This is a genomic window from Gillisia limnaea DSM 15749, assembly GCF_000243235.1.
GTDB lineage: Bacteria > Bacteroidota > Bacteroidia > Flavobacteriales > Flavobacteriaceae > Gillisia > Gillisia limnaea.
This window is the reverse complement of sequence record NZ_JH594606.1, coordinates 1,691,629-1,707,328: the sequence shown is the minus strand read 5'-3', so window position 1 is coordinate 1,707,328 and position 15,700 is coordinate 1,691,629. Positions and strand designations below refer to the sequence as shown.

Here is a 15,700-nt window from a genome sequence, read left to right as displayed (position 1 = left end):
ATTTTTATATATTAAAAATTATATCTACACAGGTCCAGAGTGTCCAAATGCTGAACTTCCCAGAGTTTCTTTCTCTCTTCAGATAGATCTTTAAATGTCTTTTCCTCCGGCACGGTTTCAATGTCAAGAAATAAAATATGTTCCAGGTTGAGCTTATGAATCATGGTCTAGCATTTTATAAGTTTCGTCTATATAGATAAAAAAGTCAGGAGAATGGTCTTCTTCTTTTTTGCGTTTTATAAGGCTATGCCCAAGCCTAATAATGATAAGGTCATCTTCAGGAATTACAATCACATATTGCCCTAAAACGCCGCGCATATAAAAGATATCTTTGTTTTTATAGTCACTAAGCCAGAATCCGTAGCCATATTCCGGAGAGTCTTTAAACCGTGGAGCAGTTGCTGTTGCAATAAATGCTGAATCGAGTAATTGCTTGTTATTCCATTTTCCGTGATCTTTGAAAAGTTTTCCAAACCTTGCAAAATCTTTTGCGTTAGAAGCGATACAGCAATACGCTTTTTCCATGCCGCTTTCATTACTGTCTAGTTGCCACAAGGCATCTGTTTTCATTCCCATTGGGATCCAGAAACTTTCGCTTAAGTACCTGGATAGATTTTTACCCGTTGCTTTTTCTACTACCATTCCCAGTAAAATGGTATTTCCACTAAGGTATTCAAATTCGGTTCCCGGTGGTTTAACGATATCAAGTTCCTTTACTACTTTTCTTATATCTTCATCAAAATAAACCCGGGCAGTTACAGAAAATGGATTGTAATAATCTTCATCCCAGTTTAAACCTGAAGACATTGCCGCAAGGTCTCCTACGCTTAAAACGGAAAATTCCGGATTTTTAAATTCCGGGAAAAAATCTGACACAGGTTGCTCCAAACTTTTGATATACCCATCTTTTATTGCCTTTCCAAGTAAAGCAGTGGTGATGGATTTTGCCATGGAAAAAGAATTGGTTAGGGTAGTGTCCGTATATCCTTCAGCATAATTTTCATACCAGATACTGTCGTTTTTTATGATTAGAAAAGCTATCGTTCCCAAATTATCATTGGTTTCCTGAAGCTTTTCTGTAGGAGAAACACTGTTATACTCTTTGTGTTTGAGCCAGGCCTGGTAAGCATCTCCAGAAGCTATTTTTCGGTTATTAAATTCAGGGTGATCATCAATGTAAGCAGTGGTATGCCCTTGCAAATAAACCACTTGCAATCCCCGAAGAATATATTCATAATTGAAAATGTAAAGGAGCAAAATTCCGAAAAGAACAAAAACTATGAAGGCGCCAAGAATGCGTAAGATTATTTTCATAAATAGGTGTTTAGTGTGTTTTAATTCAAAAGCTTCTATAAGGTGAGGAACAAATACTTCTTTTTAAAATTAAGCAATTTTAGGAAGAAAGTATTTATACTTCTAAAAGTTATAGCTCCTGAAACATAAAAGCTAAAAAAGACTTTGTTGGGAAGAGGGGTTTTCGTGCTCCAATAACCATTTTTTTCGCCACAATCCTCCCGCATATCCGGTAAGGGAGCCATCGCTGCCTATTACCCGATGACAGGGAATTACAATCCACAAAGGATTTTTTCCATTTGCGGCTGCCACCGCACGAATGGCTTTTACAGCTCCCAAATTTTTAGATATTTCCATGTAGGAGTTGGTTTTCCCAAAAGGAATTTCCCGCAAAGATTGCCAGACTGTTTTTTGAAACGGAGTTCCCTCTGGATTTAATTTTAAGCTGAAATCCTTTAATTCACCTCTAAAATAAGCCTCAATTTGTTTAACTGCAGGAATTAAAATTTCCGGAACACTATCGCTGAGTTCCCGTTCTTCATCCACGATCCTAATTTCTGAAATTCCATCTTCATCACCAGTTATTTCACAAATCCCCAATGGAGTTTTAAGACTGATCGTCATTATTGGCAGATTTTGTTTCGGTATCATTTTGCTGAATAAGTCCAAGTTTTTTAGCCCGCTTTTCCCAGTTTTGACGAGCCATAAGTTGCATGTCTTCAATATGATCGTTCTCATCCATGATCTCAAGTCCCAAGAGGGTTTCAATGATGTCTTCCATTGTTACCAATCCTATGGTATTTCCATATTGATCGGCTACTATTGAAATATGCGCTTTTCGTTTGATAAAGATCTCGAAAAGCTCTGGAATTGGAGTGTTGGGATCTGTGATGAAAACATCCCTTTTTAAAATGCTTAAAGGTTCCGGGCCTTTTTCATCTATCATTTCCTCAAGAATATCATCTTTAAGCACAAATCCGGAGATGTTATTGGGTTTGTTTTTATAAACCGGGATTCTGGAGAATTTTAAATTTTTATGAGCGCGGTGAAATACTTCAATGCTGGTGGATTCATCTTCAATCGTAGCCACAGAAAACGGGGTCATTACATCTTTTGCCATGACCGATTTAAACACGAGCAGATTTTTTATTACCGTAGTTTCCTTTTCTTCGAAAAAACCTTCTTCTTCGGCGGCATCGGTAATTGCCAAAAACTCCTCCCTACTCATTGTACTTACATGCGCCGATTTCCCTATTAGTTTGGTGGTGAGCATCATCAACCACAGGATTCCGGTATATTTCAATGGAAATAATAAGACTTTTAAAGTGATAGCAGTAAATTTGCCCAGGGATTGCCAATAGGTAGCTCCAATTGTTTTTGGGATTATTTCAGAAAGAATTAGTATTGCCAGGGTCATAACAGCAGATACGATTCCTACTGAATTCCCACCGTCTCCAAAAACTTTCTCCGCCTGCACTCCTACAAGAATTGCTCCCACGGTATGCGCAATCGTGTTTACCGTTAAAATGGCGATGAGAGGTTTATCGATATCCCTTTTGAAATCGGTTAACGTGGTTGCATAGGCTTTCCCTTCCTTTTTTTTAACACGAATAAAGGTAGGGGTGATGCTAAGTAAAACCGCTTCCAGTATAGAACATAAAAATGAAAAGAAAATGGCAAGCGTAGCATAAAGAATAAGTAATTCCATTGTTAGATTTCATTTTAGGACACTAAAATAAGGATTCTTTAATACAATTTACCTAAAGTAATGGTAAAGCCGTTTAATCTCTCTTTGAAGGTTTAAATTTCTTTCCAATTCGCAGTTTGTGACTTCTTTATGGGATTCTTAAAAAAAAGCTGTTACCGAAAAAACTTCCGGTAACAGCTTATAAATTCATGCTTTCCTAAAATCAAGGTCGTAGGTCCCGCAGGATCCTTAAATTAAACCCACTTCCGGGATTAAGCTGAAAAATTGGATTTTATGAGTTTATCCCATTTATTGGCCAAAAACAACTGGGTTTCGGCATTATAGCTTGTATCATCGTATTCATCATAAAAAATAATTTCGGTGCGGGTTTCTTTAGGATGTTTTTGGAACAAGTCCAGGCTTATGTGCGTGATCGCCGTATTTTCCTTTTGTCCGTTTACCTGTGGCAGAGCCTTTTTGGAAACCAGGCTTTGATTTATTTCACACAAATCGATGATATCGTATTGCATATTGTTTTTAGGTTCCACGATGATCAGTTTTTTTGATTTAGAATCGAGGCCTAATAAAAGAGAATTGGTCAATTCCATCTGGTCCAGATTCATGTTGTTTTGGGAACCCAGATTTTTAAGGTTTTTTAAGCGGTTTTTGTTTTTGTTTGATTGGTTGAGGATCATATAAAGTATAGGCCCCACAAACACTAACATTAACAAAAGGCCAATGATGACAGATGATGTATCCATTATTTTAATTTTTTTTAGGTGAATTGATTGTTGCTGTGCTTAAGGTATTACTGTTAAACAGAAATATTTGGTTGCACAAAAAAGCCACAGCCTTTAGTGTAAAAGCCTGACTGAAATCCTATTTTGAAATAGTTTTCACCAAAAAAAATGGAAAGGAAAGATTTGATTTTCTATGAGAGCCCGAAAATCCGGAAGGTAAACCCATGTATTGGAATGGTTTTGGCCTTTTTTGTGAAGTAATGTGTTTTGTAAAATTCCAGGACTAAATCCCGAACTGCCTGAAAGATCCTCAGGCTCCAGCTGAAAATAACTACCAACCGAAATTTCTTCAAAGAATAAAGCCTCTGTATTTTGATCGGCCTGTAAATAATCGTAATCCCTGGGATCTAAATTAGAAACTGCCGAAGAATTTGAAAAAGCAGCACTGCTAAATACATTCAATAGTGCCAGAAGCACTAAAGGAAAAATTCTATTTAACAAATTGGTTTTCACAAATCAAATGTACATAGAAAGTCGATAGAGAAAATTAAATTTTTGCTAATAATTTCGCTCTGATTATTAGAGGCTTAAAGCTCCGGATCCTATTTTTCAAATCAAAGAAGATAGCTTTGAAGCCCTTAGAACTGTATCAGGAAATAAGTTTCACCGCATCTTTGGCAAAATAACTGGCGATCATATTGGCTCCGGCGCGTTTTATGGCTGTTAATTGTTCCATCATGACCGCGTCGTGATCCAGCCATCCTTTTTCTGAAGCAGCTTTTATCATTGCATATTCCCCGCTTACCTGGTACACCGCTACAGGAACATTTACCACATTTTTAATATCACGAACAATGTCTAGATAACAAAGTCCCGGTTTAACCATGACAATATCGGCTCCTTCATCAATATCCATGAGTGTTTCCCTAATGGCTTCATCCCTGTTTGCAGGGTCCATCTGGTAGGTTTTTTTATCTCCAAATCCCGGCGCAGAATCCAACGCATCCCTAAACGGACCATAAAAAGCAGAGGCATATTTTGCACTGTAACTCATAATTCCGGTATCATAGAAACCTTCATCTTCCAAGAGGCTTCTTATTTCGAAAATACGACCATCCATCATATCGCTTGGAGCAACAAAATCGGCACCGGCATTGGCGTGTGAAAGGGACATTTCGGCCAAAATTGCTGTGGTATCATCGTTTAGAATTTTGCCATCGGCAACCACTCCGTCATGTCCAAAAGAGGAATAGGGATCTAAAGCAACATCTGTCATCACCAGCATTTCCGGAACCGCATTTTTCACGGTTTTTATTGCCCGTTGCATCAATCCGTCGGCATTTAAAGCTTCGGTTCCCACATTGTCTTTTAAATTATCAGGCACCTTCACAAACAACAAAACCGATCTCAATCCCAGATCCCACAATTCTTTCACTTCTTTTTCCAGAAGATCCAGACTAAACCTAAAATAATTCGGCATTGAAGCGATCTCTTCCTTTACATTTTTTCCTTCAACAATAAATATAGGTACCAGAAAGTCATTTGGGCTGATAATAGTTTCCCTCACCAATGAACGTATTACTTCGCTTGTTCGCAATCTTCTGTTTCTTCTTAATGGATACATCTCTTAATAGTTTTAAATTCAGGTTTCAGGATCTAAGGCCTGAAGCTTTAATTGTGTTTTATTTCCGGGTATGACGAAGCACTTTTTAGACCTTTTTAGATCCAATCCTTAGGATGCGTCAATACATTCAGTAATTTCTCTTCTTCGCTGTCTTTTTCAGGATGATGATCATACACCCATTGCACGTGAGGAGGAAGGCTCATTAAAATACTTTCAATTCTCCCATTGGTTTTCAATCCGAAAAGGGTGCCTTTGTCGTGAACCAGGTTGAATTCTACATAGCGACCCCGCCTTATTTCCTGCCAGGTTCTATTCTCCTTTGAATACGGCAAATTCTTGCGTTTTTCAGCAATGGGAACATACGCCTCCAGGAAGCTGTCCCCAACTTCGGTCACAAAATGAAACCAGTCTTCAATACTCATTTCTTCCGTGGCCTTACAATAATCGAAAAACAAACCGCCTATTCCCCGTGCTTCTTCGCGATGGGAGTTCCAGAAATATTCATCACACTGCTTTTTATATCTGGAGTAAAATTCAGGATGATGACTGTCACAGGCATTTTTCGAAACCTGATGAAAATGTACCGCATCTTCTTCAAATAAATAATAAGGAGTGAGATCCTGTCCACCGCCAAACCATTGATCTATCACCGTTCCATTTGTATCATACATCTCAAAATAACGCCAGTTTGCATGAACGGTGGGAATCATTGGGTTTTTTGGGTGCAGGACCAGGCTTAAGCCGCAAGCGAAAAAATCGACATCGCCAACTTTGAAATATTGCTGCATCGCCGGAGGAAGCGATCCATGAACCGCTGAAATATTGACTCCGCCTTTTTCAAAAACAGCCCCATTTTCAATAACACGGGTTCTTCCGCCCCCGCCTTCTTTCCGCTCCCAAAGATCTTCCCGAAATTTTGCCGTCCCATCTATTTGTTCAAGTCTGGACGTGATCGTATCCTGTAAATCCTCTATGTATTTATAGAACTTTTTCTTCATAATTGAGTTTCTAATTTTTCAATAAAAACCAACCTGTTTGGTGCGTTTTCTATTTCTGCAATACTGCTTACCTGCACCGCGTTCTCCATCATTTCCTTAAGAAGTGCAATAATATTAATACTTTTTGAAGCATTTTTTTTAAACAGCTCCCTTCCTATTCTGTTGTTATGGAGATCCATGATTTTGGAAAGCTCTCTGTTTGGTGAAAGTATCTCGTGGAGACTGGTTATTTTTTCAGCCCATATAGAGGCCTTTTCAATAGAATTTGAAGTCTTATAACATTTTTCACAAATCAGGAAATTCCATAATGCATGCCTGAAAGCATTGGTACTATTATTTTTATGATGTTTTTTCCCAAAATGGGAATTACAAATCTCAACAGTTTTTCTGGTGGCCCTATAAGTTGGGACGATAAAGAAAGGTTTCAAAATTAAAACCTTTGCCAATTTGAAAAATTGCCAAAAGTTTAAACCTTTAATTCCTGCCACTATTGCCATTTCTTATCTTGGCTTATATTCTTTAACTGCATCAACAAAAGCACGGGCATTTTCTACCGGAATATCGGGTAAGATCCCGTGGCCTAAATTAACGATGTAGCGGTCTTTTCCAAATTCATCGATCATTTGATGCACCATTTTTTTAATCTCTGCCGGAGGGGAATACAATCGGGAAGGATCAAAATTACCTTGAAGCGTGATCTTCCCACCGCTTAAATAACGCGCATGTAATGGAGAGCAGGTCCAGTCTACTCCTAAAGCCGAAGCTCCAGATTTTGCCATGGTATCCAACGCAAACCAGCAGCCCTTTCCAAAGGCGATCACATGGGTTTCTTCTTTTAGGGCATCGATGATTTGCTGAATATAGTACCATGAAAATATTTGATAATCGGTTGGAGAAAGCATTCCTCCCCAGGAATCGAATATTTGTACGGCATCTACGCCCGCGGCAACTTTTGCTTTTAAATAGGCGATGGTGGTATCGGTTATTTTTTGCAATAAGGTATGTGCTGCAGCCGGATTGGTAAAACAGAATTTTTTGGCGATATCAAAGTTTTTAGAACCCTGTCCTTGTACCGCATAACATAATATAGTCCAGGGGGAACCTGCAAAACCTATTAGGGGAACCTCATCATTGAGCTCCTTCTTGGTCATTTTGATGGCATCCATTACGTAGCCTAAAGTTTCATGCACATCGGGTACAATGACCTTTTGAACATCCTGTGTAGTTCGAACAGGATTTGGTAGCCAGGGTCCTAAACCTGGCTTCATTTCCACTTCAATATTCATCGCCTGGGGAATTACCAGGATATCGCTAAAAAGGATCGCAGCATCTGGACCTATCTGGTTTATTGGCATTACGGTGATCTCTGTTGCCAGTTCCGGGGTACGGCACCTGGTGAAGAAATCATATTTCTCCTTCAATTTCATAAAATCCGGCAGGTATCTTCCCGCCTGGCGCATCATCCAAACCGGGGGTCGCTCTACGGTTTCACCCTTTAATGCTTTTAAAAATAGATCGTTTTTAATCATGGTGTCGGTATTTTTTTTACCACCTGTACAATCACATTTTCAATGCTTGGTTTAGTGGCAATTACTATATTTTCTGTAAACTTTCTTGCTTCTGAAGCAGTTGTTGTACCAATACAGAAAGCGGTGCTGTTCTTGATTTTATTTTTGCTGAAAAAGCTTTTTACTCCGCTAGGACTAAAAAACAAAACTCCATCGAATTCCTGTTGAAATTTCTTCGGATTTAAGGTTGTTTTATAGACTTGAATTTCTTCTACATTTATAGTATTCTCCTTTAAAATTGATGGCAATTCCTCCCGGCGTTTATCTCCGCAGAAGAAGCTGAAGTTTTCATCAGAATAGTTTTTTGTAATTATAGTAGCTAAAGCAGTTCCATAATCTGCAATTTCGGTAATATTATACTTTTTTTCCTTTAAAAAGGCAGCTGTTTTTTCTCCAACGCAAAAACAGTTTTCAATTATAAGATTCTTCCTGAGTATTGCCTTTGCGGTATTCTTACTTGTAATGATCGCATTTTTTATAAACTTCTTACCGGGATCAAAATCTTTAAATTCAATTTTAATTGCATTGTATTCTACCAGGGACATTCCGGCATTTAGCAATAATTGTTTTTGATGAGGTTCTAGTATTTTGGTGGAGAGGACAGTTGGCATGATTGCATTATTTTAGCACTTCCCTAATCTTTTTCATAAGTTCTGAACCTCCATTTTTCAGGATTTCTTCGGCACATTTTTTCCCGAATCCCTGGGTTTGATTTGCTGAAACTACTCTTTCAATTTCAAATTTTTGTGTTCCATCCAGGCTGTATAGTCCGCCTTTGAAATAAAGTATTCCATCCCTAATTTCGGCAAGAGCACCAATGGGAGCTGTGCAGCCACCTTCAAGGGTTTTTAGAAATTCACGCTCTGTATGCACACAAATTTCAGATTCTTTATGGTTCAGGGCTGAAAGCGTCTTTCTACAAAATTCGTCTTTTTCTTTTGCAACAACAAGCATCGCGCCTTGAGCAGGAGCGGGTATCATCCAGTCTAGAGTTAAATAATTTTCAGGAGTAAGATTGATACGTTCAAGTCCTGCGGCTGCAAAAATGGCTCCGTCCCAACTGTTTTCTTCCAGTTTTTTCATTCGGGTGTTTACGTTTCCGCGCAGATCTACAACCGCATGTTGGGGGTATTTGTTAAGCCATTGTGCTTTTCGGCGCAGGCTTCCGGTGGCAATAGTGCCTTTGGATTCAAGAAAATCAAGGCCTTTATGTACTAAAATATCTTTTGAATTTGCTCTTTTTAGAATGGCGGCTTCCACAATGCCTTTTGGCAAAGCAGTTGGTACATCTTTCATGGAATGTACCGCAATATCAATTTTATCGGTCAGCATGGCAATATCCAGGGTTTTTGTAAAAATCCCCGTAATTCCCATTTCATACAAAGGTTGGTCTAAGTTGAGGTCTCCGGTAGATTTCACGGGAACCAAGTTGGTTTTATGACCTAATGTTTCAAGTGCAGATTGAACGGTTTTTGCCTGCCATAGCGCTAATTCGCTATCGCGGGTGCCTATTCTTATTGTTTTGTTCATTTTGTGGCATCTTCCAGCTGAAAGACTTTCTGGATAAGCTCCAAGCTTTCATCTGTAGTATTGGAATCATCTTTAAGGTGATTGGCAAAATGATTCATAATTTTTTGAATAATCCTGTTGCTAACTATTTCTGCCTGCTCATTATTGAAATCTACAATTTTTCGACGTTGAAAATCCAGTTCGGCATCTTTCATGCCCTTCAGTTTTTTCTTGAGCGCTTTTATGGTAGGAGCAAATTTTCGCATTTCCAGCCATTTGTTAAATTCATCTTCAACTTCAGCAATTATGAGTTTGGCTGCAGGGATGCATTGTTTTCTTCGTTCCAGGGTCTCATCTGTCATTTGAGCAAGATGATCTAAATGAAGCACAGTTACATTTTCCATTTCAGCAACATCGTCTGAAACATTTTTAGGGATGGAAAGATCCAGGATCAATAATTCCTTTTTAGGATAAATAAGCTCTTTGGAAATAGTTGGATTGTGAGCTCCTGTTGCAACGATTAAAATATCTGCATTACGGATTTCCGACTGAAGGTTAGCATAATCTTCTACCTTCAAATTGAATTTTCCGGCAATTTTTTCAGCTTTATCCTTAGTTCGGTTTATAAGGGTAATGTTATGATTTTTGGTATGTTTTACAAGATTTTCACAAGTATTTCTTCCGATTTTTCCTGTTCCGAAGAGTAAAATATTTTTTTCTGAAATGTTTTTAACCTCACGAAGAATGTATTGAACCGAAGCGAAACTCACTGAAGTTGCCCCTGAAGACATTTCGGTTTCATTTTTAATTCGCTTGCTTGCCTGAATAACGGCATTTACGAGTCGCTCTAAAAAAGGATTTGCAACTCCGGCATTCTTTGAACTGATGAATGCGATCTTTAACTGACTAATAATTTCGAAATCGCCTAAGATTTGGCTATCGAGACCTGTTCCAACTCTAAACATGTGAGCGATGGCTTCCTTATTCTTATAGATGTAAGCTACTTTTTCAAATTCTTCCACGGTACCGTGAGTATGCTCACAAAGTAATTTTATAAGCTGATAAGGATGCTGTGCGAACCCGTAAATTTCAGTTCTATTGCAGGTGGAGGTGACAATAATTCCGTCAATCCCTTCATTTTTAGCGTCTTCCAGCAATTTTATTTTGCTTTCTGCAGTTAAACTGAAATGACCACGTATATCGGCATCAGCTTTTTTATAGCTTAAACCAATGGTATAAAAATGTTTACCTCTTGAAATATGATAGTTCTCCATGTAACAGATTAGGATTGCAGGGGCAAAAGTAAGGTATAAGATTCTTAAAAAGTAACGCGCAAAGTACTAAATGTGTCGATTCCTGATAATAATCATATTTTCGGGGAGGGTATTAGGTGAAATCCTTATTTTTGTAGCAATAATAGCGCTTAAATACGCATTAGTTTAGATTAATTCTAAATAATAAAATGAATTCAATTATGGATTTAGAGGAAAAAAATATCGCTGCAGGGTTTGTTGATGAAACTAAAGTTGAAGATGGGTTCTTTATCTTAAAGTTTCAAAATGAAGATAAATTTCCGGGTAACATCTCCCGGGAGATAGATAATAGCTATATTCAGTTTCATTTTTGTGTAAAGGGAAAAGGCAAGTTTTTTTTTAATAACAGTAATTATGAATTGCCTTTAGAGGAAGAAAAATCGTTGCTTTTATATAACCCACAAAGAGATTTGCCAATCAATTTAGAATTGCAACCAAAATCCTGGTTGATCTCCCTGGTAATTTCAATAAAGAAATTTCATTCCTTGTTTTCACAGGAAGCCGGCTATATTCCTTTTTTAAGTAAAGAAAATAGCGACAAGAAATATTATAAGGATGCAGAGATTTCTCCTTCTATGGCTATTGTTCTAAACCAATTGATGAACTTTAATTTGATGCCGTCCATAAAGTCTTTATATTTTAAAGCTAAAGCATATGAATTGTTGAGTCTGTATTTTAACAGGACAGAAGATCCAAATATGGAGCAATGTCCATTTTTAAGCGATGAGGAAAGCGTTTTAAAAATTCGCAAGGCAAAAGAAATTATAATAAACAGGATGGCAGAACCTCCCTCTTTAAATGAGTTATCTTTAGAAATTGGATTGAGTCTGAAAAAATTAAAGGATGGCTTTAAGCAAATCTATGGCGATTCTGTATATAGTTTTTTGTTTGATTATAAGATGGAATTTGCGAGAAAGCTTTTAGACTCCGGAGAATACAATGTGAATGAAGTTGGATTAAAAGTGGGATATAGCACAGCAAGCCATTTTATTGCAGCATTCAGGAAAAAATTCGGTACTACCCCAAAGAAATATATCATGTCTATTCCAACCACTAATTAGAAATAGTGTTTTATGAAAAGTCTTAAAATCCTTATTGCCATTCTTTTTTTCAATTTTTCCTTCACCTACGCACAGGGAAAAAATGTACTGGTTTTTCATAAAACGGAAGGTTTTTATCATGAATCAATTCCGAAGGGGATAAAAACCATTCAGGAACTTGGGAAAGAACATAGTTTCAACGTGGAGGAAACAAAGGATTCAGAAAATTTTACGAAGAATAATCTTAAAGAGTATTCCCTAGTAATTTTTCTAAATACCACCGGAGATGTTCTTGACCTTCAGCAACAAAATGCCTTGGAAGATTTCATAAATAACGGAGGAAGTTATTTTGGGATTCACGCTGCTACAGATACCGAATACGACTGGGCCTGGTACGGCAAGTTGGCCGGTGCTTATTTTAATAGCCATCCAAAAATAGCAAAGGCCGAAATAACGGTGACAGCTCCGGAACATCCAACGGTTGCTCATTTACCAAAAACCTGGATACGCGAGGATGAGTGGTACAATTTTAAAAATATCAATCCCGAAATAACCGTTCTATTAAATTTAGAGGAGCGCACTTATCAAGGCGGTGAAAATGGAGAAGATCATCCTATTGCCTGGTATCGAAAGCTCGATGGTGGCGGAATATCAATTTATACCGCTGGAGGACATACGGATGAAGCTTATGACGAACCTGAATTTAGAGAACATATTCTACAGAGCATTTTATTCGCTTTGGGAGCATAATCAGGGAAAGGGGTTTTTCTATATGGAGATAAGAAAGTATAATACCTTTCTATCGTGTATCCCAAAAAAGAATTTTATTTTTATATTGAAAAAAGAAAAATATGAAAAAAGGTGTACTGCTCGTAAATCTGGGCTCTCCCGATAGTACTTCCCCCAAGGATGTTAAAAAATATTTAGGGGAATTTTTAATGGATGAACGAGTGATCGATGTCCCGCTATGGGCAAGAACATTGCTTGTAAAAGGAATTGTTCTCAATACCCGACCAAAAAAATCGGCAGCTGCTTATCAAAAAATATGGTGGGATGAAGGTTCCCCGTTAATTGTACTTTCCAAAAGATTACGCGATAAAATCGACGATCACACCTCGATACCTATCGTACTTTCCATGCGTTACGGCACGCCAAATATAAAATCTGGATTACAGGAATTGCATGATCAGGGAGTGGATGAGGTATTGATCTTTCCATTATATCCACAATTTGCTATGGCCACCACCGAAACTATTTTGGTTTTAGCCGAAGAATTAAGAAAAGAGCATTTTCCTGAAATGCAATTTACTTCCGTTCCTGCGTTTTATAATCATCCCGATTATATTCGGGTGCTGGCCGAAAGTATTTCAGAAAAACTTAAAGCAGTGGAGTTTCAGCATTTGTTATTCTCCTATCACGGAGTTCCGGAGCGACATATAAGAAAAAGCGATATCACAAAATCTCATTGCCAGATAGATGGTTCCTGTTGTCAAACAGCATCTCCTGCGCACCAGTTTTGTTACCGTCATCAATGTTTTGAAACCACTCGCCTTGTTGCAGAATATTTGGAATTAAAGGAAAATACTTACAGTGTATCTTTCCAGTCAAGACTTGGATTTGATCCATGGTTGCAACCTTACACAGACCGAACAATAGAGCGTTTTGGGAAACAGGGGATGAAAAACCTTGCCATAGTTACACCTGCTTTTGTAAGCGATTGCCTGGAGACATTGGAAGAGATTGCGATGGAAGGAGAAGAGATATTCCATGAAGTTGGAGGAGAAAAATTCACGGTTGTTCCGTGTTTAAATGATAGAGAAGATTGGGTTAAGGTTTTATCCCGTTGGATAGATGAATGGGCCTTTTCCAATCCCGTTGAAGCATAATGGCAAAAATTAATTCTGCAATTCTTGGCAAGGAACCTATTGGTAAGTTGCTTATTCAGCAAGCCTTACCGGCATCTGTTGGGATACTTGTTATGTCCTTAAATATTCTTGTAGATACTATTTTTGTTGGGAACTGGATTGGTTCCATTGCAATTGCAGCGATCAATGTGGTTTTACCGGTTTCCTTTTTTATAGCGGCATTAGGGATGGCTATAGGAATTGGAGGTGCTTCGATAATTTCCCGTGCGCTGGGATCCAACAAAGATGAAAAAGCGCTGAAAACCTTTGGGAATCAGATTAGCCTTACCCTAATTTTAACGATTGTGCTTGTTGTCCTTGGGTTAACCTTCGTCAACTCCCTTATTCCGGCATTTGGAGGAAAAGGGGCTATTTTTGAACCGGCCAAGGTGTATTATACCGTTGTGTTGTACGGAGTGCCTTTTCTTGCACTTTGTATGATGGGAAATAATGTAATACGGGCAGAAGGCAAACCTAAATTTGCGATGATCGCCATGATCATTCCATCTGTTGGGAATCTTGTTTTGGATTATATACTTATCAAGGTATTTGATATGGGTATGTTGGGTGCTGCATGGGCTACCACAACTTCCTATTTGCTTTGTTTTGGATACATCGTATGGTTTTTTCTTTCAAAAAATTCAGAATTAAAGATCAAATGGTCTCATTTCTTATTTGACTGGTCAATTTTAAAGGAAACATCTTCCCTGGGATTTGTAACTCTGGCAAGGCAGGCAGCTGTTAGCGTTACCTATTTATTGATGAATAATATTCTTTTTGATCTTGGAGGTGCGGCTTCAGTAACCGTATATGCCATTATTGGGAGGATGTTGATGTTTGCCCTTTTCCCGGTGCTTGGAGTAACACAGGGATTTTTACCAATAGCAGGCTATAACTATGGAGCAAAAAATTGGGAACGCGTAAGAAAAAGCATCAATACGGCTATTCTTTATGCCAGTATGCTGGGAGTACTGGTATTTGCCGGGATTATGTTTTTTTCTGAAAATATCGTCGCAATATTTACCTCAAACCCACAAATTATTGAGGAAACCCCCAGCGCCATGCGATGGGTTTTTGCGGCCACTCCAATTATCGCCTTGCAGTTGATTGGGTCGGCTTATTTTCAGGCAATAGGAAAAGCCATTCCGGCACTTTTGCTCACTTTATCCAGGCAGGGTTTCTTTTTTATTCCGTTGGTTCTAATTTTGCCGAAATACTTTGGAGAGATTGGTGTTTGGATCTCATTCCCTATCGCCGATGTGCTTTCAACCATAGTTACTGCATACTTCCTGAATAGAGAAATCCGTTTAAAACTGAAACCTTCCCAGGCTTTAAATTATTCTGAATAAGAAATTTTCAAATGTATATCTTTGTTTAAAACCTGTTGAGATGGAAATGAATGAGTTCCCCGATACCGGCCAGAATCCCTCAAAAAATATACGCTTTGTTTGAATATTACAACTATATAAAAGCACTTCATTTAATTTTTGTGATCACCTGGTTTGCCGGGCTTTTTTATATACCAAGACTTTTTGTTTATCACATTGAAGCCGCTCAAAAACCAGAGCCTGAAAAGTCTATTTTAGTAAATCAGTTAAAACTAATGACCAAACGGCTGTGGTATATCATTACCTGGCCTTCTGCGATATTGGCCAGTATCTTCGCTTTTTGGTTGCTTTTTATAATGCCATTTTGGATAGAACAGGACTGGATGTTGGTGAAACTGGGCTTCGTAGTGTTATTATATGCGTACCATATTAAATGCCATTTGATATTCCGGGAATTACAAAATGATGTTGTAAAATGGAGTTCCAACAAAATGCGGATATGGAATGAAGGTTCTACTATTATCCTTTTTTCGGTTGTATTTTTAGTGATATTGAGAGATGCATTGAATTGGATTTATGGGGTTATTGGGATTATACTTTTAAGCGTGATCCTGATGATGGGCTTTAAGCTTTACCAGAGAATAAGGTCCCAGGATCCAAAAGCCTAGTATGGTGTGATAATTGATATTTTTAGCC

Annotated in this window: 17 protein-coding genes and 1 pseudogene; 5 read left to right on the top strand and 13 right to left on the bottom strand. The window is 38.1% G+C overall.

The window, feature by feature from the left end; translation table 11 throughout:
• Positions 1-56: 56 nt before the first annotated feature.
• The 13 genes and pseudogenes from GILLI_RS18400 to hemA all read right to left on the bottom strand — a co-directional run.
• Positions 57-164 (bottom strand): annotated as a pseudogene (locus tag GILLI_RS18400) (3'-5' exonuclease); the annotation flags it as partial.
• Positions 154-1,314, bottom strand: coding sequence for a serine hydrolase domain-containing protein (locus GILLI_RS09475; protein WP_006988887.1), 1,161 nt, complete (start codon positions 1,312-1,314; stop codon positions 154-156). The pseudogene GILLI_RS18400 and the gene GILLI_RS09475, both read right to left, overlap by 11 nt.
• Before the next feature lie 132 nt (positions 1,315-1,446).
• Entirely contained in the window at positions 1,447-1,917 is a 471-nt protein-coding gene (locus GILLI_RS09470) for a methylated-DNA--[protein]-cysteine S-methyltransferase (RefSeq protein WP_006988886.1), read from the bottom strand.
• A complete protein-coding gene (locus tag GILLI_RS09465) occupies positions 1,901-3,001 on the bottom strand; it encodes a CNNM domain-containing protein (RefSeq protein WP_006988885.1) in 1,101 nt (366 codons plus the stop codon). The genes GILLI_RS09470 and GILLI_RS09465 overlap by 17 nt, the downstream gene beginning before the upstream one ends.
• Positions 3,002-3,252: 251 nt before the next feature.
• The gene (locus GILLI_RS09460; protein ID WP_006988884.1) at positions 3,253-3,741 is read right to left on the bottom strand and encodes a hypothetical protein; all 489 of its coding nucleotides are present in this window, start codon (positions 3,739-3,741) and stop codon (positions 3,253-3,255) included.
• A gap of 135 nt (positions 3,742-3,876) precedes the next feature.
• Positions 3,877-4,221 (bottom strand): hypothetical protein, encoded by a 345-nt coding sequence (locus GILLI_RS09455; protein WP_006988883.1) that lies wholly within the window; start codon positions 4,219-4,221, stop codon positions 3,877-3,879.
• 148 nt (positions 4,222-4,369) lie between these two features.
• A complete protein-coding gene (hemB, locus tag GILLI_RS09450) occupies positions 4,370-5,344 on the bottom strand; it encodes a porphobilinogen synthase (protein ID WP_006988882.1) in 975 nt (324 codons plus the stop codon).
• Positions 5,345-5,439: 95 nt separating this feature from the next.
• Positions 5,440-6,342 (bottom strand): oxygen-dependent coproporphyrinogen oxidase, encoded by a 903-nt coding sequence (gene hemF, locus GILLI_RS09445; RefSeq protein ID WP_006988881.1) that lies wholly within the window; start codon positions 6,340-6,342, stop codon positions 5,440-5,442.
• Complete coding sequence (locus GILLI_RS09440) at positions 6,339-6,839, bottom strand: DUF6973 domain-containing protein (protein ID WP_006988880.1); 501 nt, start codon at positions 6,837-6,839, stop codon at positions 6,339-6,341. The genes hemF and GILLI_RS09440 overlap by 4 nt, the downstream gene beginning before the upstream one ends.
• Positions 6,840-6,842: 3 nt before the next feature.
• Positions 6,843-7,871, bottom strand: coding sequence for a uroporphyrinogen decarboxylase (hemE, locus tag GILLI_RS09435; protein ID WP_006988879.1), 1,029 nt, complete (start codon positions 7,869-7,871; stop codon positions 6,843-6,845).
• Positions 7,868-8,521: a uroporphyrinogen-III synthase gene (locus tag GILLI_RS09430; protein WP_006988878.1), complete on the bottom strand. Its 654-nt coding sequence runs from the start codon at positions 8,519-8,521 to the stop codon at positions 7,868-7,870. Before GILLI_RS09430 ends, hemE begins: the two co-directional genes overlap by 4 nt.
• A gap of 7 nt (positions 8,522-8,528) precedes the next feature.
• A complete protein-coding gene (gene hemC / locus GILLI_RS09425; RefSeq protein WP_006988877.1) occupies positions 8,529-9,440 on the bottom strand; it encodes a hydroxymethylbilane synthase in 912 nt (303 codons plus the stop codon).
• Entirely contained in the window at positions 9,437-10,693 is a 1,257-nt protein-coding gene (gene hemA / locus GILLI_RS09420) for a glutamyl-tRNA reductase (protein ID WP_006988876.1), read from the bottom strand. The genes hemC and hemA overlap by 4 nt, the downstream gene beginning before the upstream one ends.
• A 200-nt stretch (positions 10,694-10,893) precedes the next feature.
• Between hemA and GILLI_RS09415 the strand changes: the two genes are divergently transcribed.
• From GILLI_RS09415 to GILLI_RS09395, 5 genes are all read left to right on the top strand, one after another.
• The gene (locus GILLI_RS09415; RefSeq protein ID WP_006988875.1) at positions 10,894-11,793 is read left to right on the top strand and encodes an AraC family transcriptional regulator; all 900 of its coding nucleotides are present in this window, start codon (positions 10,894-10,896) and stop codon (positions 11,791-11,793) included.
• A gap of 12 nt (positions 11,794-11,805) precedes the next feature.
• Entirely contained in the window at positions 11,806-12,522 is a 717-nt protein-coding gene (locus GILLI_RS09410; protein ID WP_006988874.1) for a ThuA domain-containing protein, read from the top strand.
• Positions 12,523-12,623: 101 nt separating this feature from the next.
• Positions 12,624-13,658 carry a ferrochelatase gene (hemH, locus tag GILLI_RS09405; protein WP_006988873.1) on the top strand — a complete coding sequence of 345 codons (1,035 nt, stop codon included), beginning with the start codon at positions 12,624-12,626 and terminating at the stop codon, positions 13,656-13,658.
• On the top strand, positions 13,658-15,025 hold the full coding sequence (locus GILLI_RS09400; RefSeq protein WP_006988872.1) for an MATE family efflux transporter: 1,368 nt from the start codon (positions 13,658-13,660) through the stop codon (positions 15,023-15,025). The genes hemH and GILLI_RS09400 overlap by 1 nt, the downstream gene beginning before the upstream one ends.
• Positions 15,026-15,075: 50 nt before the next feature.
• Complete coding sequence (locus GILLI_RS09395; protein ID WP_050855603.1) at positions 15,076-15,672, top strand: CopD family protein; 597 nt, start codon at positions 15,076-15,078, stop codon at positions 15,670-15,672.
• The last annotated feature ends 28 nt before the right edge of the window (positions 15,673-15,700 follow it).